This window comes from Legionella stuttgartensis (assembly GCF_977063405.2).
The window spans coordinates 172,408-194,820 of record NZ_CDRUHA020000082.1; the positions used below are offsets into that span (position 1 = coordinate 172,408).

Below are 22,413 nucleotides of genomic sequence, written 5' to 3' on the forward strand. Positions count from 1 at the left end.
CGAGGTTTTTATGGCTAATGGCGTTATTGCAGAATTAAACGAATTGATTGACTTAAGGCGATATGTCCAATCCATGCATTATCAACCTGAAGGTAAAGCAATACAATCAGGAAATCATTTATCCAAATTACGTGGTCGAGGTATGGATTTCGCCGAAGTAAGAAATTATCAGGCAGGTGATGAAATACGCCATATGGAATGGCGCGTTACGGCGCGTACCGGTAAACCTCACATCAAAATTTATCAGGAAGAACGAGAAAGACCAGTAGTGATTCTCACTGATTTCAATCCTTCCATGATTTTCGGTACGCGCATCGCATTTAAATCGGTCATTGCCGCCCGACTCGCAGCGCTTCTTGCTTGGACCGTAATAAAAGAAGGCGATAGAGTAGGAGGAGTATTCTTCTCAGCTACGGATCACAGCGAATTTACCCCTCGCAGTCGGGATATAGGGGTACTGCCATTATTAGCCTCTTTAAGTCGGTATACCGATCAAACTGAAGAACAACGCGAAGCCCAACCAAGACAACTTAGCGATGCATTGGTCCGCTTACATCGCGTAGTGAGACCGGGAAGCATCCTGGTTTTGATCAGTGATTTCTATTCTATGGACCGTGAGTGTGAAAAACATTTAAATCGATTACGTTATCATAATGACATCCTGGCCTATCATATTTGTGATCAAGTTGAGCTTTCTCCACCCAAACCACAGCAATATGCCATCACTAATGGGCAACAAGAGCTAATCCTTGATACCAGCTTGCGCTCTGTGAGCGCAGCCTATGAGCAGTATTGTCAACAACGAATAGAGCACTTGCAAACTCAATTGCAACGCTTACACATCCAGTATGTGCAGGTTACAGCAGATGTTGATTTAGCGCCACTCGTGCGCCAAACGTTTCCCAGGAGGTCCCGTGGTTAATACCGCTCCCCTGGCGCAGTTAAAAGACATTCACCTCCCCCCTCCAATTGGTTGGTGGCCAATGGCTCCGGGGTGGTATATTTTGACTGGGGTTATCTTATTTTTAGCAACGGTACTCGCATATGTTTTTTATAAAAAGCATCGAAATACTCTGGCTAAAAAGCAAGCCTTGCTTTTATTAAATCACTATCAGCATCAATATGAGCAAGAACAAAATGGCGCCCAGGCCAGTGCACATATTTCAGAATTATTACGCCGAGTTGCCCTTGTCTATTATCCAAGAGAGCAAGTTGCTAGTTTACATGGGGAAGAATGGCTTAAATTTTTAAATGAAACGAGCAAAAATATTGATTTCAATTTGGTAAAGGAATTACTACTTGATGCCCCGTTTAAAACACAAGAAAAGATGGATCTCAACCCCTTATTTAACGCAGCACAGCTTTGGATTAAACAAAGAGGAGTGCCATGTTCGAATTAGCTAACCCTTGGGTTTTAATTCTCATCCCTTTACCTTTGATCTTCTGGTTTTTAATGCCAAGAGCTAAAGTACAATTGCCTGCCGCGTTGAAGGTACCTTTCTTTGCTGACATGGTTCACATTGCAGATCAAGAAAAGCGTTCTGTTTCTGCCCAATATTCATTGCTCATCCCCGCCATAATATGGTTATTATTGGTGGTTGCTTTAGCAGGTCCTCGCTGGATTGGTGCTCCCAAACCCATCTCGCGTGAGGGGTTTAACATTATGATGGCTTTAGATTTATCTGGGAGTATGGAAATTCCTGATATGCTTTTCCACGGACGTCCCGTAAGTCGTTTAAGTGTTGTAAAAAGTGCTGCTGAACAATTTGTCCAAGACCGTACCGGTGACAAAATTGGTTTAATCCTCTTCGGTACTCGTGCTTATTTACAAACCCCTCTTACCTATGATCGACACAGCATTCTCTTAAGGCTTGAAGATGCTACTGCAGGACTTGCAGGTAAAACAACTTCTATTGGAGACGCCGTGGGTCTTGCTGTAAAGCGATTAAATAATGTTCCCAAAAAAGGAAGAATTCTTATTTTATTGACCGATGGGGCAAATAATTCTGGTGTACTCGCTCCGTTAAAAGCGGCTGAATTGGCTAAAGAAGAAGGAATCAAAATCTATACCATAGGTTTAGGATCTGAAGCAGATTCAAGAGCGCTTATTAGTGATTTTATGATGCAGAATGCTTCAGCAGATTTGGATGAAGAAACCTTAAGAAAAATGGCCGACATGACTGATGGTCGCTATTTCCGTGCTACAGATACTGAAACATTAAATTCAATTTATCAAACAATTAATCAGTTGGAAACTATAAATCAGGAACAAGCCACCGTTCGTCCCCAAAAGGAATATTATCCTTGGTTTGTCGGTCTTGCATTATTACTTTGTTTCTCTTGGCTACTGAGAAAAGCCGATTTGAGCTTCAGCATACGAGCTAGGATGACCGATCGGGAGGTCTTAAAGTCATGATTGCAACGTTTCATTTTTTAAGACCTTGGTGGCTGTTAGTGATCGTACCCCTACTAGGATTAATTTTGATTTTATGGCGACAGAAACCAAAACTACATGCCTGGTCGGAGGTGTGCGATCAACATTTGTTGAGTCATCTTCTGCAAAAAAAAGGGCAGGGACAACGGATGGGTTCCATGCTCTGTTTGTTTTTAAGTATTCTGTTTATGATTTTTAGTATTGCCGGTCCTGCTTGGTATAGGCTGCCTGTAGCAACCTATAAACCAATACAACCTAGAGTTCTAGTTCTGGATATGTCTGATAATATGATGGCTAATGATTTAACTCCTAATCGTCTAAGTCGTGCCAAATTTAAATTGCATGATTTATTTGCCCACAAAGATGTGGGTCAATTTGGCCTTGTGGTCTTTACTAGCGAGCCGTTTGTAGTTTCTCCGTTGACTGATGATGGGCATACTATTTCCTCATTACTTTCTTCATTAACTCCAGATATTCTGCCAGTTACAGGACAAAACCTTGATAGCGCCTTGGATGAAGCCAGTAACTTAATCAAACAAGCAGGTTATAACCAAGGACGAATTCTGGTGTTAACGGCAGACGCCCCCTCCAGCGCATCGATAGCTCTTGCGAAAAAATTGGCTGAATCAGGGATTTACTCATCTATTATCCCAGTCAAAGCAGATAAAAATTTAAATCCACTTTTTGAGCAATTTGCCGATGCAGGTAGTGGACAATTAGTCAAATACTCCCCCGATTCAAGTGATTTGGAGCAGTGGCTTAAATCCAGTAATAACAATGAATTTGCTCTAAGTGAAGAAAAAGATATCCCTCTTTGGCGTGATGAAGGTCGTTGGCTTTTAATACCTGCGTTGCTGTTACTCTTGCCGGTGTTTCGACGTGGTTGGATACAGAGGGTAGTTGTATGATACGTTTTTTTATTCTTTTATTCGTCTCATTTTTATCGTGTACTACTCATGCCTTTAGTTGGCAAGACTTATGGTCTACACCAGATCAACAAGGGCAAGAGTTGATGAAAAAAAATCAATTTAAACAAGCTAAAGAAACATTTACACGTAGCGATTGGAGCGCAGCCGCAGCATATCGTGCAGGCGATTATCAAAAAGCAGCCGAGTTATATCAAGATTTAAAAAATGAACAAGGTTATTATAACCAAGGCAATGCTTTGGCTCATATGGGACAATACGAAGAAGCAATCAAAGCCTATGATAAGGCACTGGCAATCAATTCAGCTAATCAAGATGCCATTTATAATCGTAAGTTAGTTGAAGACCTTTTGAAAAAAGATAAAGAAAAAAATCAAAACAAAGATCAGCAAAATAAAGATCAGCAAAACAAAGATCAACAAAACAAAGATCAACAAAACAACGATCAACAAAACAAAGATCAACAAAACAAAGATCAACAGAACAAAGATCAACAAAACAAAGATCAACAGAACAAAGATCAACAAAACAAAGATCAACAAAACAAAGATCAACAAAACAAAGATCAACAAAACAAAGATCAACAAAACAAAGATCAACAAAACAAAGATCAACAAAACAAAGATCAACAAAACAAAGATCAGCAAAACAAAGATCAGCAAAACAAAGATCAACAGAACAAAGATCAACAGAACAAAGATCAACAGAACAAAGATCAGCAAAACAAAGATCAACAAAATAGTGAAGCTCAATCTGAAGCAGAACGAGAAAAACAACAAGCTAAAGAACAGTGGTTGCGTTTGATTCCGGATGATCCAGGCGGATTGATGCGAGAAAAATTTTTACGTGACCATTTAAGAAGAGAACGCGGGTGGTATCAATGAAAAAAATAATAATTATTGGTTTCTTTTGTTTATTCAGTTCATTAGTTAATGCTGAAGTACAGGTACAAGTTAATCCTTCTCAAATAAGCATTGATGATTCATTCAGGTTAATTCTAACTCAAGATAATTTACAAAATGGGGGCATTCCGGATCTGACCCCACTACAAAAGAATTTTATGATTCTTGGCACTGAACGTCGTATGAATTATTCGATCATCAATGGCCAAGCCCAATCATCTAGCGAATGGACTATAACTTTAAAGCCACAAAAAGAAGGTAAAGTAACAATTCCTGCGATTAGAATAGGCAGGGACTATACTAAACCAGTGACAATAGAAGTCAGCTCAAGTACCACATCGCAAAATACACCTAGAAATGATTTCGCCAATCAGAACAATCAAAATCTTTATTTAACCACCGAAGTTATCCCCAAAAAACCTTATGTGAATCAGCAAATTATTTATAAAGTGACTTTATACTATTCAAAACATTTCTTAGATGCAGATTATAAAGGCCCCCAAGTCGAAAATGCCCTACTCGTTCCTTTAGGTGAGGAAAAACGATCTCAAATTCAAAAAAATAATATGACTTATCTTGTAGAAGAACAAAATTATGCCATTTTTCCACAAAAGAGTGGTACTTTAAAAATAAAATCACCTGTATTTACAGCAGTGATTTATGATTTTAATCCCGAACGAGTAAAAGCTCAGGACAAAACCACGAGCATCGATGTACAACCCATTCCTAAAGAGTTTTCCGGTAAAACATGGTTACCAGCCAAACAAGTTAAGTTAATGGAACAATATGAAAACTCCGAGAAAACTATTGCTCAAGGCAACACCTTAATTCGTACCGTAATTCTTGAAGGAGTAGGAATTCCAGCGCAACTCTTACCTACACTCAATTTTGCAGAAACAGATGGAGTAAATGTTTATCCAGAGAAAGGAAAAGATAAAAACCGGGTTACCTATGGTGAATTGATTGGCCGCACAGAAATCAAGGTGACCTATTTATTTAATAAAGCAGGAAAAATAACAATTCCAGAACTAAAACTCCCTTGGTTTAATACTGAAACAGGAAAAGAAGAAATAGCAACTTTACCTGCAAAAACTTTTGAAGTAACTCCTTCAAACACTGCACCAGCAACAAATACCACCCCCCAACCCACTATCTCTCAAAATCAGCCTATCACTCAACCCACCAAAGAAGGAAGCGAGCCTATTACTTCTTCAACCAAATTTAATTGGGGTTGGATAGTGGCCGCACTTTTCGCCTTGGCGTGGATCATTACTATTGCCTTATGGGGATGGCAAAAACGCAATAAAAATACGGGAAAAGGTCAATATAAAACCGCTTTAAATAATCTCCATAAAGCGTGTGCGCAAGCTAATCCACAACAAGCACGCGATGCCTTATTGAAGTGGGCAAATCTTTACTGGCCAGATGCACCCATACTAAATTTAACTGATTTAACGCGCCTAACGACCGACGTAACGTTCAAAAAACAAGTGCAAATTCTTTCGCAAGTTTTATATAAAAGCAAAGAAAAAATCTTGTGGCGAGGTGATGAATTATGGCGCAGTGTTCAGCAACTGAAAAAAAATCATCCGCGTAAAAAGGAAAATGAAAATGCTCTGCCGCCCATGAACCCCGCTTGATAAGTCAGTTGATTAAGATATCGTCAAAGTCGAGAAATAAGAACAGAGCACATCAACTTAATTGTAGCCTGGGTGTAGCGAAGCGAAACCCGGGTTTTCGGGACAAAGATTTCACGGGTTACGGCGTACGCCTCCACCCAGGCTACGCGGACACAGTACGTCCCGAACGCAGTGCTTCCAATTCACCTAAGTTTTACCTGACTTAAAGCCATACCCACGTCACGCGGCTTGTCCGCGGGATCCAGGGTTTGAGGCACTAAGCTCGCTTTTTCCTGGATGCTGCGAACAAGTCGCAGCACGTAGGCTCATTGGCGGTCAAGAAAAACTTAAGGTGAGTTGGAAGACGAAGTGAAGGATCTTCTGTAAATGGGATAACATTCTATGATTTTTTAGACTCACAATACTGCGTCGCAAACTCTTCAGATGCCAATCGGGAAACGATTAGATGCTTCTATGCTATGCTAGAATAAAAAGAAAATTGCTCTACTGCATTGATGGATGTTCATCATCTTCTTGTAGTTCCTCATCACTGTTTTTCTTTTTAGCGCCTGTAATTTTTAAACTGGGGGCTTGAGCAGTTGCTTCTGGTCGTTTGGGTGTTTCAATAATTGGAAAATCTGCGACGATTTGTTCTAATCGTTTTGCATCTTTTTTTATTTTATCCATATCATGTTTAACCTTCATAGACGAAGTCTCAAACTCTGTTTCAATCAAAACGTCTTCTACTCCTTTCTCTTCACTTTCTTTTTTAGCGGATTCTGGTTTTCTTGTAATAAGATTAGCTATTTTTCCCGCAAGAAACTTAAATAAAGGATAGGTAACACGTCCAACAACATAAACAACAGCCAATGAAGCAGCGGCTGCAAGTATTGGAAATCCTGCAGGAGGGAATACCAAACTGACTATAGCACCAATTAATGCCAGCGAAGCGAATGCAACACCTGCAGATTTATCCCAAGTAGCGATTGTACCCAGCTTTGCTAATTTTTGCTTACCAAGCTCTTGATCATCATATAGTTTTTGCAACTCGTTTAATTGTTTCTTAATTTCCTGTCGTCCCGTTTTGATGTTGTCCTCTAAGAGTTTAATGTTATCTCTTTGGCCTGCAACCTTCATCTTTTTTGCTTCGGCTTCTAATTGCTCCAAGTTATCAATTAAATGAGCTAGCTGATTTTTTTTAATATCAATATCTTTTTCTAATTGTGCTAACTTATCTTTTACCTCATAACGTTTGTAATAAAGCTTAGCGAGCGTGACGACACTTAAACCTAATGTAGCGATTGAAATAACCAAAGCAATAATAGGAGCTGAGGGAGGAAATGCTACTGCAGTTATCGTAAGACCTAAGAGCACTGCCGAATATAAAAAACGGGCATTACGTGACAAAGTAATCGGTGATTCTTGATTCGCTATATAGGCTGCAATGTAAATACCTGGAATTCGGATAAAATCAATGGCCGCATTCACGAATCTAATGATTAGAAAAGCACTACCTGCTACGTCTGAAGCATGAGTTAGATGTCCTTTGATTTGTACCATGCTGGTAATAGCACTCCCAGCTACCTCTGCAGACTCAATAAACCTGTTAAAAAACGGGAGCGTTTTCAGTATAGATTGCGTAATAGATTTTTTGGACGCTGTAGTCCCTTTCATTAGTTTTAATCTTTTTCTTAAATGCGTTATCGAAAAATCTTCGAGTTCAATTTCATTTTCATTTTCATCAAAAAACATCGCTTATCTCAAAAAAATTATCTATCTATGCATAGTATAACAATTTATTATGATTTAAATATGAACAACAGATATGAATTAATTTCGGTTTGCTTTTCCCATCCCTGCATCAGTTGTATGAGATGCAGTGAATGGTTGCAATTTTTCCACTTCCAAGTAGTTTTGTACAAAGGGTTGCTCCTCAGCCCAAGCAAAATACTCTTTTAGAGGAATAAAATTGCTAGGTACCCGTGTTCCTTCTGTATAAGGTAGAGGTCGCAAGAAATCTGCAACTTGGGTAAAATTATTAACCACACCTTTCTCATGAAGAAAACGAATCAACTGATAAAAATGCAGTGTATCCGGTTTATAGTGCCCGCTGCTGTTACTAATCATCGCCACTATCCCATCTTGGACCAACCACATTCCGGCACAACGCACCTTACGCCCATTAAAAAGTGACGAGTGATGGAAAATTCCAGCCTTATGTGGATGGACATGGAATAAATTGTCATTATATTTATCCCATACAAAAGCCACACCCCCAAATGCCATACCCTTTTTATAAGAAATATTTTTTAAGCGAATTGTATTTAGGGGAAGCAATTCTGCTGAAGTATCTTTGGGAATAATTTTCAATTTCTCATCATCTGTCTTAACGTGAACTTTGTCTCGTAACTCATAATCGACGGAAGTTATCTTCGTTTTATAAGAGTCTCGCCAATTATCACTTACCCCTTCTAATGCCGTTGTCAATGGATGCTCTTCTAACCACAAAAAAAAGGGCGGAGGATCGGTTTCTCTGACCCACTCATAGAATGCAGTATTCATCGGATATTCGGCACGATTTAAACCCTTTTCAATATCACTATAATTAAATTCGATTGTACGATGAGCAGGATCTAATCGCTCAATTAAAGTTGAACCAAAAAGACTTAATAAAGGGTTCTCTCCATGTGTTTTTTCTCGCTGCCTAATTGTTTCCAACATCGCATTTTTTGATAAGTGACGTGGTTTAACATCTTTATAATGATTTTTTAACTTCTCTAGATAGAGTATTTTATTTTCAGCTAGCTTTTGAATAACGCCTAGTGGTTCTACCGCTTTGGGTAATACCTTCATTAATTGAATGCTCATCTCATTTATCTGAGAAAGTAGTTCCATTCTTTTATCCAAGAACTCTAATTTGGTTTTTGGAATTGCATGATAGTCTTGCAAAACTTGGGTAATAGCTACAAGCAGCGTATTAACCTCAATTGCAGTTAGTCCATTCTTCCCACATAATTTTTCCCAATCTTCGAGACTAGGGACGTCGCGCCACATAAGAAAAAACCACAAAAAGTACAATTATTATGATCATAGGACATTATTTGAACAACTAACAAATTTTATGGTATTGAGTGGAAATAAAAATTGATCCACGGAAACGTACACAATGAATGAGTTTGTAAAACTTCAGAGATTATATGGGGTTGATAATGCTGAACTAATTCAGCAAATAATCGATGTGTCCCCATAGAACATCTGCATCTCATTCTTTAATATTGGGACAATGCACAAAAAAGTGTATAATTCCTCTTTTTGTTATACAAATATTGATCAGTCATGAATCTTGAAAAATTATATGATGTTATTGTAGTAGGTGGCGGACATGCAGGCACAGAAGCTGCTCTAGCAGCAGCGCGAATGGGGGCCCAGACGTTATTACTTACTCATAATATGGATTTGCTCGGTCAAATGTCATGTAATCCTGCCATAGGCGGGATAGGGAAAGGCCATTTGGTGAAAGAAATTGATGCCTTAGATGGAGCTATGGCCAAAGCTGCGGATAAGGCGGGAATTCAATTTCGTACTCTTAACGCCTCCAAAGGTCCTGCAGTCCGTGCTACGCGCGCACAAGCAGACCGAGTACTCTATCGCCAAGCCATTAGAGAACAATTACAAACACAACCCAACTTGACGCTGTTTCAACAGGCTGTTGATGATTTATTGATTGAAGGGGAACGAGTAACTGCGGTGGTTACCCAAATGGGCTTGGTCTTAAGAGCACGTGCGGTAGTACTGACTGTTGGTACCTTTTTGGGTGGAAAAATTCACGTAGGTATGAATCAATATGCCGGAGGTCGCGCAGGAGATCCACCTTCAGTAGCCCTAGCAAAAAGTTTACGTGATCTGGATTTACCCGTTGGCCGTTTAAAAACGGGAACACCTCCACGAATCGATCGTCGATCTTTAGATTATAGCCAAATGACGGTACAACCAGGTGATACACCGATACCTGTTTTTTCCTATTTAGGTCATGTGAGTGATCATCCCCAACAAGTACCTTGCCATATTACCCATACAACTGAAGCAACACACGAAATTATTCGTAATAATTTGCACCAATCACCGATGTATGCTGGCGTTATTGAAGGTGTAGGGCCACGTTATTGTCCCTCAATAGAAGATAAAATTGTTCGTTTTGCTGATAAATTATCCCACCAAATCTTTGTTGAACCGGAGGGATTAACTACTGAAGAAATCTATCCTAATGGCATTTCTACAAGCCTTCCTTTTGAGGTACAGGTGCAGTTTGTTCGCACGATTAAAGGTTTTGAAAATGCTCATATTACCCGACCAGGCTATGCCATAGAATATGATTACTTTGACCCTCGTGGACTCACTTCATTTTTACAAACCAAACCAATACCCAACTTGTTTTTTGCAGGGCAAATCAATGGCACAACAGGCTATGAAGAAGCTGCTGCACAAGGAATCATCGCCGGAATGAATGCGGCGCTGCAAGTACAAGATAAAGAACTTTGGTGTCCACGACGTGATGAAGCGTATATTGGTGTATTAATTGATGATCTGATTACATGCGGCACTCAAGAACCTTATCGAATGTTCACTTCGCGTGCGGAGTATCGCTTACTTTTACGTGAAGATAATGCAGATTTACGCTTAACCGCTAAAGGTAGAGAATTAGGCTTAGTTGGTGACGAGCGTTGGCAACATTTTGCTACAAAAAGTGAAGCAATAGAGTCCACGCAAGCATTGCTGCACCAAACTTGGGTTCGTGTAGGACATAATGAGATCTTAAAGGATGTATTACTCAATCCAATGCAGCATGATAATAGAGCCTCAGAATTCTTGAAACGTCCAGAGATTAATTATCAACACTTATTAATGCTCGAGGATTTAAATTTACCTGAACTAGTACCAGAAGTTAGCGAACAAATAGAAATTCAAAATAAATATGCAGGTTATATCGATAGACAACAACAAGATATAGAAAAAATGCGTAAACAAGAAAACACGGCTCTCCCCGAATCTCTCGATTATAGCGATGTCACAGGATTATCTAATGAAGTGATTCAAAAGTTAACGAAGATAAGGCCATCTACTTTAGCCCAGGCTGGCCGTATTTCGGGTGTTACTCCTGCCGCCTTGTCCCTACTTTTGGTGCATTTGAAAAAACAGCGAATTGAGGTATGAAGGAACAAATAACGCGAATACAATCGCAGCTTAAAGAAGGTTTGCACCAATTTGATCTGGATGCGCTTAGTGCTTCTTTGGCGGATTATTTATTCTTACTTAACAAGTGGAACTTAGCTTATAATCTCACGGCAATCCGTGACCTTGAGTCAATGGTTGGTAAACATATTTTAGATAGCCTGGCTATTTTACCTTGGCTTAAAGGCAAACAAATTATAGATGTAGGAACAGGGGCCGGCTTACCGGGAATCCCTCTCGCTATAGCTAGGCCTGATTTTAACTTTGTACTATTAGATTCTAATGGTAAAAAAACTCGATTCTTGAATGAGGTAAAGCGACAGCTCAGTTTAAAAAATGTAGAAATTGTACAATTTAGGGCCGAAAACTACCACCCAACTCAAGGTTTTGATACAGTAGTAAGTCGCGCTTTTAGTAGCCTGGAACAAATGGTTCAGTGGACGCAACATCTTATTGCCGATGATGGAATTTGGTTGGCAATGAAGGGACGTTATCCTGATACCGAATTAAATGAGATAAAGCAGGACTGCTCGATTGAGCGTTATACTGTCGCAGGTATTGAAGGCGAGCGTTGTTGCGTCATTATTGAAAATCAACCGAGAAAAAGTAGTTAACAAGAGCTGTTTAATTTCTCTGACTTGAGCGAAAATTAGAATAGTTTAGCCAATATAGTGAAATTTAATCAGTATTTACTGCTTATTCGGGTTTAACCAAGGAATAAATCATGGCAAAAGTTATAGCCATTGCCAATCAAAAAGGTGGAGTAGGCAAAACCACTACCGCGATTAATTTAGCTGCTTCTTTAGCAGCAAATCGACAACAGGTTTTACTGATTGACTTGGATCCTCAAGGCAATGCCACTATGGGTAGCGGTGTCGATAAAAGCCAATTGGTTCATACAACCAATGATGTGTTACTGCATGATTGTCTTGCAGGACAAGCATGCCTCGCCACAACCAGTGGTTATGATTTAATTCCAGGCAATGATGATTTAACCGTGGCTGAAGTAAGTTTAATGGAGCGTAATCACCGTGAAACCTTTTTGTTTAAAGCACTGCAGCCTATTCAAAATAATTATGATTTTATCTTGATTGATTGCCCACCCGCTTTGAATACGCTGACTATTAATGCTTTTGTTGCTGCTGATTCTGTGTTGATTCCTATGCAATGTGAATATTATGCACTGGAAGGGTTAGCTGCTCTTCTTTCAACAATTGAGCAAGTTAAAGCCTCTGTAAATCCTCGTTTACATCTTGAGGGTCTGTTACGAACCATGTACGATGCTCGTAACCGATTGTGTTCTGAGGTATCAAAGCAACTCATAGAACACTTTCCAAGTAAGGTCTACAGAACCGTAATACCGCGTAATGTCAGACTTGCTGAAGCACCAAGCCATGGATTGCCAGCTTTACATTATGATAAAACATCACCAGGTGCAGCAGCCTATATGGTACTCGCTTCCGAGTTGATAAATAAACAGACTGTAGCAGGATAAATGGGGTAATTTATGACAACAAAACGTAGTAGTTTAGGGCGTAACTTATCCGCGTTATTAAGCCAATCAAGCAGCACGCTTTTAAATGAGAAACCGCAAGTCGAAAGTCTCAAGCTCGCGGTCGACTGTCTGCAGCCTGGAAAATATCAACCCCGTGGTGAAATGGAAGAAGCGCCGCTAATGGAGCTTGCTCAATCAATTAAAAAACAGGGCTTGCTACAACCTCTTTTGGTCCGCGAACTAAGTGATGGCCGCTATGAAATCATTGCCGGTGAACGTCGTTGGCGTGCCAGCCAATTAGCTGGCCTGACAGAAGTTCCAGTGATTTTGAAGCAAGTTGATGATGAAACAGCGATGGCTATGGCATTAGTTGAAAATTTACAACGTGAAGATCTGAATGCTATGGATCAAGCACGTGCCATGCATAGGCTCACGAACGAGTTTTCTTTGACACATCAGCAGGTGGCCGATCTTTTATGTAAATCAAGAGCCGCTGTAAGCAATTTCTTGCGATTATTGGCTCTATCAGCTGGAGTCAAAAAGCTTTTAGAACATGGTGATTTGGACATGGGACATGCTCGCGCTTTACTCATGTTAGAAGAAGAACAACAAAATCAAGTGGCTCAGCTTATCATTGCCAAAAACTTATCTGTACGTGAAACTGAGAAATTGGTTGAGCGCATTAAATTAGGTAAAACAAAAGAACAACAACCTCATAGCGATCTTTCGCTCGTTTATCATGATCAATTAAAAAATATCTCCCAACATTTACAAGCTGCAATTAAACTTAAACCTGGAAAAGCGGGTAAAGGTTCATTAGTTATTCACTATGATAATGAACACAGTTTACAAAACATCATTGAACAGTTAATCGGTGCATCTTAATCATTTTACCTCAATTTGACGTTATGCCCCGGATGTAGCGAAGTAAATTTCCGGGGCAACAAGAACAATTCGATTGTGATGAGTATTTCTATAGCAACCAATTAAGTTATCCGGATCTCGCTTTCAATTCTTATTTTAAATTTAATCTATTGCTTTTTTTGATTTAACCAATAAGAATACACTGTACTTTCGATCACTACAGGAACTAATGATGAAATTAGAAAAAAAGGATTTTCCAAAAGAACTGCAAAAAAATAAATTTTTTACAGCTATTCCAGAAGATAAGGTAGCAAAGTCTATTCCTACTATGAGAGCGGTCATTATTGCTGATATCGAGGACCTAGAAGAAGTTGAATCAATCACTAACCGTTGCCCCTAATTTTGGAACATATTTCGATTTCGAAGGATATAGATTGGAGCGCTTTATCTGCTATTCCAGAGGATGGTGTAGCAGAAAAATTACAACAAGCGTATCAAAACCGATTTATTAATAACTTTCTTGCAGTTATTGACTATGCAGAGCAAGTGCTTGCTGAAGAGTATAACGACACTAAACAGCAATTTTTTTCACTCAAAAAAGAACCGCCTCGATTCATATCCCCGAAACTGTATATGTCCTATTTTAAATTACGTCAAGCAATGGAACAGGATGATGTATATACAGTAAAAACCATCATTTCTTCATTAAATGGGATAAACGCTCGAATTTCAACGTGCGCAATTGAAGCCGGACTTACCAATAAATTGGAGCTTGAGCTTTTTAATGAAGAAGTTCTGGTGTCCTTCGGACTGGATAAGTTTAAGGCATCAACTCCAAATACGCTAAGTCTTAATACGTTTAAAAATAGTGTATTACAAGCTCTTACTTTAATTAAAAACGCCGATCCTATATTTACTCAAGAAATTCAAGCATTAGTTGCGAACATTTATTTGGTAGAGAGTAATACAAATGTCGGGGCAACCTCACCCAAATTTTTTGGTGCTATTTATGCAACATTACCCCCTGACAAATTCCTGACCAATCGAATCCTATTACTCACTGACAATATCGTTCATGAAACGTCCCATTTATACTTAAATGCCATAATGATTCATGACCCTTTGATATTAAATGACCCCGATGAGCTTTATACCTCACCATTACGAAAAACCTTACGCCCAATGATTGGTATCTATCACGCAGCATTTGTGCTAAGCCGAGTCATTCGAGTTTTAAAAAGAATCTTGCATTTGAATTTGCACTCAGAGCAATTTTTTAATCAAACAATAATAGATGAAACCCTGAGGGTTTATGAAGATTCTTACCGTATTATTGATAACCATGCACAATTTACTGAGCTTGGAAAACGTATCCACGAATCCACTCGTGCTTGCCTATCCATAGTTTAGCGTCCCATAGATTTACAATGAATTCCTCATTAAACAAAGAATACGTAGTTGTTTTGGTACTCTCTTATCAGGAACTAACGAAATGTACTAGCGTATGAATTATCTTAAAAGTCCTACATTAAATTTTGAAAGATGTCCAATATTTATACTACAATTAAATTATAAGCTGGTTATGTTGCTTGGAGAACGCAATGTTAATTCAGCCCGTTCAACCAGTACATGTTCTAATGAAGATTGGCGAGATTGAATATATAGGCCAACTACTTAGTTTATCCGAAGAAAGCCTGGAATTAAGGTGTGAGGAATATATTGAAAAGGAAATTGAAGTTTCCTTTTTTGCCAAACATTTTCGCGGTCAAGCAGTTATCGAAGAAATTCAATTCGCTGACTCATTTTTTACCTATCAATTAACGATTCAAGAAATTCAATTTCAACCTGGTTTATTGATTAATACACGTTTGTGAAGTTCTACGCGAACAATCCTAGCGAAGTGCAGTGAACTTGAAATTGGGTTAACTATGAAGAAATCCCGGGTTCGCTTTGCTACACCCGGGTTACATTTTATATCGATTGATTTATAACCAATAAACAAAGACAAACAAGAACAACCAGACCACGTCTACAAAGTGCCAATACCAAGCAACACCTTCAAAAGCAAAATGCCGCTCTGGAGTAAAATGACCAAGCTTGCAACGAACTGCGATAACAATTAGCATAATTGTACCCAGGGTCACGTGCAAACCGTGGAATCCGGTTAACATAAAAAATGTCGTTCCATAAATACCAGAAGATAAAGTTAAATTCATCTCTGTATAGGCCTCATGATATTCATAGGTTTGTAAGGCTAAGAACAACAATCCCAATGAAATGGTTAAAACCATACCGATAAGGAGCTGCTTTTGCTTTCTTAGTTTTAAAGCCCAGTGTGCCCAGGTTATAGTGACTCCAGACGTCAATAAAATAAGCGTGTTCACTGCGGCTAACCCCCAGGCTCCCATTCCTTCATGGGCCCCAGCAAAAGCTTTGTTATTTGGGTTAACTAAGACAGGCCAATTTGCACTAAAATCAGGCCATAATGTAAAGTGGGTAATTGGGTGTACTTCACCGCCCAAAAGAGGAACTGACCACAGTCTGGTATAGAACAAAGCACCAAAAAAGGCACCGAAAAAACAAACTTCAGAAAAAATAAACCAGCACATTCCCCAACGAAATGATCTATCAACTTGTTCGTCATAGACTCCTTTCGAGTTTTCATAAATCACTTGGCCAAACCAACCAAATAACATAAAAATCATGATTCCCAGACCAATAGTGAATATGTAGGGTCCGTACCAATCATTATGAAGCCAAGAAGCAGCTCCTACAAGAGTAGTAGTTAACCCACATGATGCGACCAAAGGCCAATGGCTTGGCTTAGGGATATAATAAGTACCATGTGCTCCCATTATATTTTTATCTCCTGTAATTAATAGGGCCTATTTAGAATTCGCTAGATTGAGCCTTAAGGCTTTGTTCTTGAGCATCAAAGCAAAAAAATCAAACCCTTACGATCAAGGTAGTAGAATTGAAACAGGCATTAATCTGTTTTGACACGCCTCTGATAATCGGAAGCGTGTAACCTACTAAAATTGCCAACTTACATGACTACCCTACGACTATCGCCCAGTTGCCTTCAATCAGGATCGCCAGGTTTAAGCTAACCTTTATCCGTTACATCAAATAAAGTATAAGACAAAGTAACTGTATGCACTTTTTCGGGTAAATCAGCATCCAAATGAAATAATAGAGGCATATTCATTGCCTCGTGTCCATTTAAAGTTTGTCGTGTAAAGCAAAAACATTCAGTTTTTTTCAGATACTTAGCAGCAATTCCAGGTGTAACACTAGGTATTGCCTGTACTGTCATCGGATGATCCGTTTTATTTTCAGCATAAAATGCAAGTTTTGCTATTTCGCCCGGATGTACCGTTATTTTCCGAGTTTTGGGATAAAATGCCCAAGGTACTCCACTGTTATTTGTCGCAACAAACTCAACCGTGATTTCTCTCTTATTATCGACTTTCGCTTTAGCTGCATCATAGGCTACCGCTTCAGGATTTGTTTTTCCATTAATACCCAATGACTTACATAAACTATTATAAATAGGCACTAATGCAAATCCGAAAGCAAACATACCCAGCACAAGACCGGATAAGATAAGAAGTAGTCTGTGATGCCCTTTTTGTTTATTCATACAACAAACCTATAAATCGAGTTTGGGAGGAGTGGTAAAAGTATGATATGGAGGTGGTGAAGGCAACGTCCACTCTAAACCATATGCTCCTTCCCATGCTCTTCCAGCAGCAGTATCTTTTTTAGTACCTCTTTTTCTAACCGTGGCAATCACGTTATATAAGAATAAAAGTTGCGTAAAACCAAAGATAAATGCACCAATTGAAGAAATCATATTAAAATTAGTAAATTGCAATGCATAATCAGGGATCCTTCGTGGCATACCTGCCAACCCTAAAAAGTGCATTGGGAAAAACGCCACATTTACAGAAATAACAGATAACCAAAAATGCCATTTCCCTAATAGTTCATTATACATATGTCCAGTCCACTTAGGCAGCCAATAATAGGTGGCTGAAAATAGAGCAAAAATCACACCTGGGACTAGAACATAATGGAAATGTGCTACCACAAAGTAACTATCCTGGTACTGGAAATCTGCGGGCACCAATGCCAGCATAAGACCGGTAAACCCACCTATGGTAAATAGAAATACAAAAGCTAACGCAAATAACATGGGGGTCTCAAAAGTCATAGAACCTCGAAACATAGTACTTACCCAGTTAAATACTTTAATGCCCGTTGGAACGGCAATGAGCATGGTGGTGTACATAAAAAATAATTCTGCACCCAACGGGATGCCGGTAGTAAACATATGGTGCGCCCATACAATAAATGACAATATCGCAATACTGACCGTTGCATACACCATAAAGTAATAGCCGAATAATGGCTTACGACTAAAAGTGGGAATAACTTCGGATATCACACCAAAAGCAGGCAATACAAGAACATATACCTCAGGATGTCCAAAAAACCAGAATACGTGTTGGAAAAGGATCGGATCACCACCACCTGCAGCATCGAAGAAGCTGGTGCCAAAATGACGGTCAGCCAACATCATGGTTACGGCTCCAGCCAATACGGGCATGATAGCGATTAACAAAAAGGCAGTAATTAACCAAGTCCATACGAACATCGGCATTTTCATTAAGGTCATGCCTGGTGCACGTAAATTTAAAATCGTCGCGATAATATTAATCGATCCCATAATGGATGAAATACCCATCATATGAATCGAGAAAATCATAAAATCGGTACTGGGAGGAGCATATTTGGTAGATAAAGGAGCATACATGGTCCAACCGAAGTTAGGGCCACCTCCAGCATGAAATGTTGTTGAAATTAATAAAGTAAACGCAAAGGGTAATAGCCAAAAGCTCCAGTTGTTTAATCGGGGTAAAGCCATATCTGGAGCACCAATCATCATTGGAATTTGCCAGTTTGCCATTCCGGTAAACGCAGGCATTACCACACCAAATAGCATGATTAATCCATGCAATGTTGTCATTTGGTTAAAGAAATTAGGATCAACAAAACGATGACCAGGCTGAAATAACTCTGCTCGAATAACTAGAGCCATACCACCTGCCAAAAAGAAGCTAATCATTGCAAGCCACAAATAAAGCGTGCCGATATCTTTATGGTTTGTAGTAAACAACCAGCGTTTTATAAAGCCTAAGATGCCTTTACCCTGTTCTGGACCATGATCATCATGTTTTTCATCGTGCGCTAATGTATAACTACTCATTGCAAACCTCCAGCTTGAACTTTATTAACCATGGTTGGTTGTTGATTAGCTTTCTGACGTTGTGAAGCAACTTCCGCGGCTTGAACCACATCATTAGTATTGTTATTCCAGGCATTACGTTCATAAGTCGCAATCGCAGCTATTTCTTCATCGGTAAGCTGATCTTTATAAGGTTGCATTGCAGAACCAGTAATACCATTAAGTATTATATCCAGGTGCCGTGAAACAGGATGCCCTGTTGCCACTGAACTAGCCTTGAGCGCCGGATACATTGGTGGAATACCTTTTCCATCAGGTTGATGACACGGAGCACAGAATTGGTCGTATTTTTGTTTTCCAAATGCTAGTAACTCATCTCGGGTCATCGTTTTCTGACTAGGAGCATTCGCTTCTTGATTCGCATACTGATCTTCTTTTTTTGTTTGCGCTGCGACCCATTTATCAAACTCATCCTGACTGACCGCCTCAACTACTATGGGCATAAAACCATGATTCACTCCACAGAGTTCCGCACATTGACCTCTATATGTTCCTGGTTTGTCTATTGTCGCCCATGCTTCATACATAAATCCGGGTATCGCATCACGTTTAATACCTAACTCTGGAACCCACCAAGAGTGAACCACATCATTTGAAGTCACTAGAAAGCGAATTTTTTTATTAACAGGTACAACCATTGGCTTATCTACTTCGAGTAAATACCACTCATTCTTTTTTTGTTTATTTTGAATTTGTGCAAAAGGTGTAGACAGGGTACTGAAAAAACTAATTCCCTGATCAAGATATTCATACTGCCAGCGCCATTGGTAACCTACTATTTTTATTGTTACTTCGGATTGATTTGTATCATCCATGCGGATTAAAACCCGTGTAGCAGGTACTGCAAGTCCAACAAGAATTAAGAAAGGAATGATCGACCATACAATTTCTAATCGAGGATTATCATGAAATTTGGCTGCCTTATATCCTTTAGATTTTCTATGATGGATCATGGAATAAATCATCACACCAAAGACAACGACTCCGATAATGGCACAAACAGCCATACATACCATATGCAGGTAGTATACGTCTTTGCTGATCGGAGTAACCCCTCTGTGCATATTTAACTGCCAAAAATCCGCAGCAGCGAATAGTGGTCGGCTCGCAACCCAGGCCCCTAGCATCGTTAATAATCTACAGATCTTTAACCTGTTTAACATCCCCATTCCTCGTCTTGTCAAGAAAGCCAGTTTAAGCTGGCTCCAATTTAGTTTTATATATTTTTAATTTGGTCTCCCCTACTCGATGTAGGGGTTCTTGTTCAGCAATACGACACTACCACAATGAGTAATTTCCTTCAGTTTTAGATTTACTAACCATGTATTTAACTGCCTCGATTACTTCATTCGTGGTGCATTGATTACAGCCACCGTTTTTCGGATGATCTTTCCCATGTACAGTGTTTTCAATCAATACATCCATATTTTTTGCAATCAGTGATTTCCATGCCTCTTGATCGCCAATTTTAGGTGCACCATCTTTTCCATCATTATGGCAAGCTGAGCAATGCTCGTTATAAACGGTCTCCCCACTTGCAGGAAATTTTGCAGCGCCACCTGACTTGAGATTTATTAATTCGGTACGAGTTAATGACTCATTTAATATGTAATCCACAGCTGAAATGATGTCGTTATCAGAGCAAGTGACGCAGGCACCTTTTATAGGCATCGAATTATATCCATCAATGGCATGGCGATATAATCCCGTTAAACCGCTATTCTTTAATCGCTCGTACCAGCTCGGTGAACTCCCCAGCAATGGAGCACTCATCACGCCGTCTTGATGGCAAATGACACAAGCAGTGAAATAAACTTGCTTTCCGCGATCCAACGATGGTGGATCATTAGAAGCAGGTAACCCTAGGGGTTCTTCACTTACTACTGTTTTAAGGTATGTAGCTACAGCCATTCTATCTGCATCAGTTAAATACATCATGCTGTTATGATTTACTTCAGCCATAGGCCCTGCTACAGGACCTGCATTATTGAGAAGCTTATTTAATTTGAATACATCAGCGACTTCCTGATGAGTTCCTGACTCCAATCCATACTTTGTAATGTTTGGCGCCCAATATCCATCAATAAATCCACCCGTCAAATAATATTTATTTTTTGGTGCACCGAATACATTTAACGGTGTATGACACATACTGCAATGGCCTAAACCATCAACAATATATTTCCCACGATTCCACTCAGGAGATCTGCCTTTTTCATATTGAAATCCATGTCCTTCAGGGAAAAAGAATAATAAATTCCAGCCCCAAAGTGTAAAACGAGAACCTGGAACATTAAATGGGAAAGGCAATGATTTGTTCGCTAATTTAACCGGAGGCAGACTCATAAAATAAGCATACAGGGCACGTGCATCATCATCCGATATTTTAGAAAAATAAATATATGGAAATACCGGGAAGTAGTTTCTACCTTTTGGATCTCGACCTTCTTTAAGGGCGCGAATAAAGTCTTTTTCAGTCCAGTTACCAATACCAGTTTCTTTATCTGGAGTAATATTGGGACTATAAAATGTTCCAAAAGGAGTATCTATTGGTAATCCACCTGCATACGCAGGGGTGCGTGCATTAACATTGGTATGACAGGAAATACAATCTCCCATCTTTGCCAAATACTCTCCACGCTGAATTAAATTCTGTTGTTCACCGCTCGCTGGAGCAGTCGGTGGATAAGCAGGATAATATCCATTAATAATTGATAATTTCTCTTGAGCAGGTTCATTTTCTGCATGTAATAATTGACCTGCTAGGCCAAGCACCGCCACAGTTGCAGTGACGATTAGCTTTCTTAGTAACAAAGAGCCCACGCTCCCTCCTATTTGTTCTTATTTTGTACGCTTCTCTTGCGGAGACAGAATAATCGACGCATTTTATACTCCACAATGCATAAGTTGCAATGTTATAATCGCTATCTTTGATTATTTTTATATTGTGATTATGTTTGTTTATCTTAATGGCTTACTTTTAGGCTTATCTTTGATTATTGCCTTAGGGCCGCAAAACATTTTTTTGATTAAACAAGGTGCGCAAAAAAATCACGCGATGCTCTCCGCTGTTATCTGTTTTATCTGTGATTTTATTTTAATTTGTTCCAGTATTACAGGCTTACATGAATTGCTCCAACTTCGCCCTGTTCTGCAAATCTGGATGATGGTGTTAGGTACTGCTTTTTTACTTTTTTATTCCGCAAAAGCGCTAGCTAGTGCGCTTTCCAAATCATCCGATGCTGAAGAAAGTACATCTCACCAACCCCGTAACAGGACTCAAATCATTCTCCTAGCCTTAGGATTTAGCATTCTTAATCCACATGCCATTATTGATTCTCTAGTCATTATTGGTGGTGGCAGTAGTGGATATCCCGATCAAGAACATATTTTTCTGCTAGGAGTACTCACATCAAGCTTGATTTGGTTTAGTTCATTAACATTCACTGCGCGATATTTTTCTGATGTTCTGACCAAAGCAAACGTATGGAAAGGAATCGAATTACTCAGTGGTTTATTGATGGCTTTTATAGGTATTAAACTCGGAACAGACAGTTTGAGTTTAATTTCAGAATTAATTGGAAAGTCGATGTGATAGAAAGGGCCAATCAGTGTGTCGCCAATTGACCCAGT

Annotated in this window: 21 protein-coding genes; 14 read left to right on the forward strand and 7 right to left on the reverse strand. The window is 39.3% G+C overall.

Annotated elements, in window-relative coordinates; all coding sequences use genetic code 11:
- Nucleotides 1-10: 10 nt before the first annotated feature.
- The 6 genes from ACWTEW_RS28625 to ACWTEW_RS28650 are packed head-to-tail and all read left to right on the forward strand — an operon-like array spanning nucleotide 11 to nucleotide 5,902.
- A complete protein-coding gene (locus tag ACWTEW_RS28625) occupies nucleotides 11-922 on the forward strand; it encodes a DUF58 domain-containing protein (RefSeq protein WP_454781425.1) in 912 nt (303 codons plus the stop codon).
- The gene (locus tag ACWTEW_RS28630) at nucleotides 915-1,400 is read left to right on the forward strand and encodes a DUF4381 domain-containing protein (protein ID WP_454781426.1); all 486 of its coding nucleotides are present in this window, start codon (nucleotides 915-917) and stop codon (nucleotides 1,398-1,400) included. The genes ACWTEW_RS28625 and ACWTEW_RS28630 overlap by 8 nt, the downstream gene beginning before the upstream one ends.
- The gene (locus ACWTEW_RS28635) at nucleotides 1,388-2,416 is read left to right on the forward strand and encodes a VWA domain-containing protein (RefSeq protein ID WP_454781427.1); all 1,029 of its coding nucleotides are present in this window, start codon (nucleotides 1,388-1,390) and stop codon (nucleotides 2,414-2,416) included. The genes ACWTEW_RS28630 and ACWTEW_RS28635 overlap by 13 nt, the downstream gene beginning before the upstream one ends.
- The gene (locus ACWTEW_RS28640; RefSeq protein WP_454781428.1) at nucleotides 2,413-3,342 is read left to right on the forward strand and encodes a vWA domain-containing protein; all 930 of its coding nucleotides are present in this window, start codon (nucleotides 2,413-2,415) and stop codon (nucleotides 3,340-3,342) included. The genes ACWTEW_RS28635 and ACWTEW_RS28640 overlap by 4 nt, the downstream gene beginning before the upstream one ends.
- The gene (locus tag ACWTEW_RS28645; RefSeq protein ID WP_454781429.1) at nucleotides 3,339-4,244 is read left to right on the forward strand and encodes a tetratricopeptide repeat protein; all 906 of its coding nucleotides are present in this window, start codon (nucleotides 3,339-3,341) and stop codon (nucleotides 4,242-4,244) included. Before ACWTEW_RS28640 ends, ACWTEW_RS28645 begins: the two co-directional genes overlap by 4 nt.
- Nucleotides 4,241-5,902 carry a protein BatD gene (locus ACWTEW_RS28650; RefSeq protein ID WP_454781430.1) on the forward strand — a complete coding sequence of 554 codons (1,662 nt, stop codon included), beginning with the start codon at nucleotides 4,241-4,243 and terminating at the stop codon, nucleotides 5,900-5,902. Before ACWTEW_RS28645 ends, ACWTEW_RS28650 begins: the two co-directional genes overlap by 4 nt.
- Before the next feature lie 483 nt (nucleotides 5,903-6,385).
- On the opposite strand, the gene ACWTEW_RS28655 is transcribed toward ACWTEW_RS28650, so the two are convergent.
- The gene (locus tag ACWTEW_RS28655) at nucleotides 6,386-7,633 is read right to left on the reverse strand and encodes a hypothetical protein (RefSeq protein WP_454781431.1); all 1,248 of its coding nucleotides are present in this window, start codon (nucleotides 7,631-7,633) and stop codon (nucleotides 6,386-6,388) included.
- Between the two features lie 78 nt (nucleotides 7,634-7,711).
- Nucleotides 7,712-8,935: a hypothetical protein gene (locus ACWTEW_RS28660; RefSeq protein ID WP_454781432.1), complete on the reverse strand. Its 1,224-nt coding sequence runs from the start codon at nucleotides 8,933-8,935 to the stop codon at nucleotides 7,712-7,714.
- 282 nt (nucleotides 8,936-9,217) lie between these two features.
- Here ACWTEW_RS28660 and mnmG point away from each other — a divergent pair, with 282 nt between their 5' ends.
- The 7 genes from mnmG (at nucleotide 9,218) to ACWTEW_RS28695 (ending at nucleotide 15,343) form a co-directional block, all read left to right on the forward strand.
- Nucleotides 9,218-11,092, forward strand: coding sequence for a tRNA uridine-5-carboxymethylaminomethyl(34) synthesis enzyme MnmG (gene mnmG / locus ACWTEW_RS28665; protein ID WP_454781433.1), 1,875 nt, complete (start codon nucleotides 9,218-9,220; stop codon nucleotides 11,090-11,092).
- Nucleotides 11,089-11,724 (forward strand): 16S rRNA (guanine(527)-N(7))-methyltransferase RsmG, encoded by a 636-nt coding sequence (gene rsmG / locus ACWTEW_RS28670; protein WP_454781434.1) that lies wholly within the window; start codon nucleotides 11,089-11,091, stop codon nucleotides 11,722-11,724. The genes mnmG and rsmG overlap by 4 nt, the downstream gene beginning before the upstream one ends.
- A 110-nt stretch (nucleotides 11,725-11,834) precedes the next feature.
- On the forward strand, nucleotides 11,835-12,605 hold the full coding sequence (locus tag ACWTEW_RS28675; RefSeq protein ID WP_454781435.1) for a ParA family protein: 771 nt from the start codon (nucleotides 11,835-11,837) through the stop codon (nucleotides 12,603-12,605).
- Nucleotides 12,606-12,617: 12 nt separating this feature from the next.
- Entirely contained in the window at nucleotides 12,618-13,490 is an 873-nt protein-coding gene (locus tag ACWTEW_RS28680) for a ParB/RepB/Spo0J family partition protein (RefSeq protein ID WP_454781436.1), read from the forward strand.
- A gap of 208 nt (nucleotides 13,491-13,698) precedes the next feature.
- Nucleotides 13,699-13,869, forward strand: coding sequence for a hypothetical protein (locus tag ACWTEW_RS28685; protein WP_454781437.1), 171 nt, complete (start codon nucleotides 13,699-13,701; stop codon nucleotides 13,867-13,869).
- A gap of 2 nt (nucleotides 13,870-13,871) precedes the next feature.
- On the forward strand, nucleotides 13,872-14,879 hold the full coding sequence (locus ACWTEW_RS28690; protein ID WP_454781438.1) for an aKG-HExxH-type peptide beta-hydroxylase: 1,008 nt from the start codon (nucleotides 13,872-13,874) through the stop codon (nucleotides 14,877-14,879).
- A 191-nt stretch (nucleotides 14,880-15,070) separates the two neighbouring features.
- Complete coding sequence (locus ACWTEW_RS28695) at nucleotides 15,071-15,343, forward strand: hypothetical protein (RefSeq protein ID WP_454781439.1); 273 nt, start codon at nucleotides 15,071-15,073, stop codon at nucleotides 15,341-15,343.
- A 111-nt stretch (nucleotides 15,344-15,454) separates the two neighbouring features.
- Here the strand turns inward: ACWTEW_RS28695 and ACWTEW_RS28700 are convergent, their stop codons facing one another.
- The 5 genes from ACWTEW_RS28700 to ACWTEW_RS28720 form a co-directional block, all read right to left on the reverse strand.
- Nucleotides 15,455-16,324: a cytochrome c oxidase subunit 3 gene (locus ACWTEW_RS28700; protein ID WP_454781440.1), complete on the reverse strand. Its 870-nt coding sequence runs from the start codon at nucleotides 16,322-16,324 to the stop codon at nucleotides 15,455-15,457.
- A 251-nt stretch (nucleotides 16,325-16,575) separates the two neighbouring features.
- Nucleotides 16,576-17,112, reverse strand: a complete 537-nt coding sequence (locus ACWTEW_RS28705; RefSeq protein ID WP_454781441.1) for a cytochrome c oxidase assembly protein — start codon at nucleotides 17,110-17,112, stop codon at nucleotides 16,576-16,578.
- 9 nt (nucleotides 17,113-17,121) lie between these two features.
- Complete coding sequence (gene ctaD / locus ACWTEW_RS28710) at nucleotides 17,122-18,741, reverse strand: cytochrome c oxidase subunit I (protein ID WP_454781442.1); 1,620 nt, start codon at nucleotides 18,739-18,741, stop codon at nucleotides 17,122-17,124.
- A complete protein-coding gene (gene coxB, locus ACWTEW_RS28715) occupies nucleotides 18,738-19,943 on the reverse strand; it encodes a cytochrome c oxidase subunit II (protein WP_454781443.1) in 1,206 nt (401 codons plus the stop codon). The genes ctaD and coxB overlap by 4 nt, the downstream gene beginning before the upstream one ends.
- Nucleotides 19,944-20,058: 115 nt before the next feature.
- The gene (locus ACWTEW_RS28720) at nucleotides 20,059-21,603 is read right to left on the reverse strand and encodes a c-type cytochrome (protein WP_454781444.1); all 1,545 of its coding nucleotides are present in this window, start codon (nucleotides 21,601-21,603) and stop codon (nucleotides 20,059-20,061) included.
- A gap of 130 nt (nucleotides 21,604-21,733) precedes the next feature.
- Here ACWTEW_RS28720 and ACWTEW_RS28725 point away from each other — a divergent pair, with 130 nt between their 5' ends.
- Nucleotides 21,734-22,375 (forward strand): LysE/ArgO family amino acid transporter, encoded by a 642-nt coding sequence (locus tag ACWTEW_RS28725; protein ID WP_454781445.1) that lies wholly within the window; start codon nucleotides 21,734-21,736, stop codon nucleotides 22,373-22,375.
- Nucleotides 22,376-22,413 lie beyond the last annotated feature (38 nt).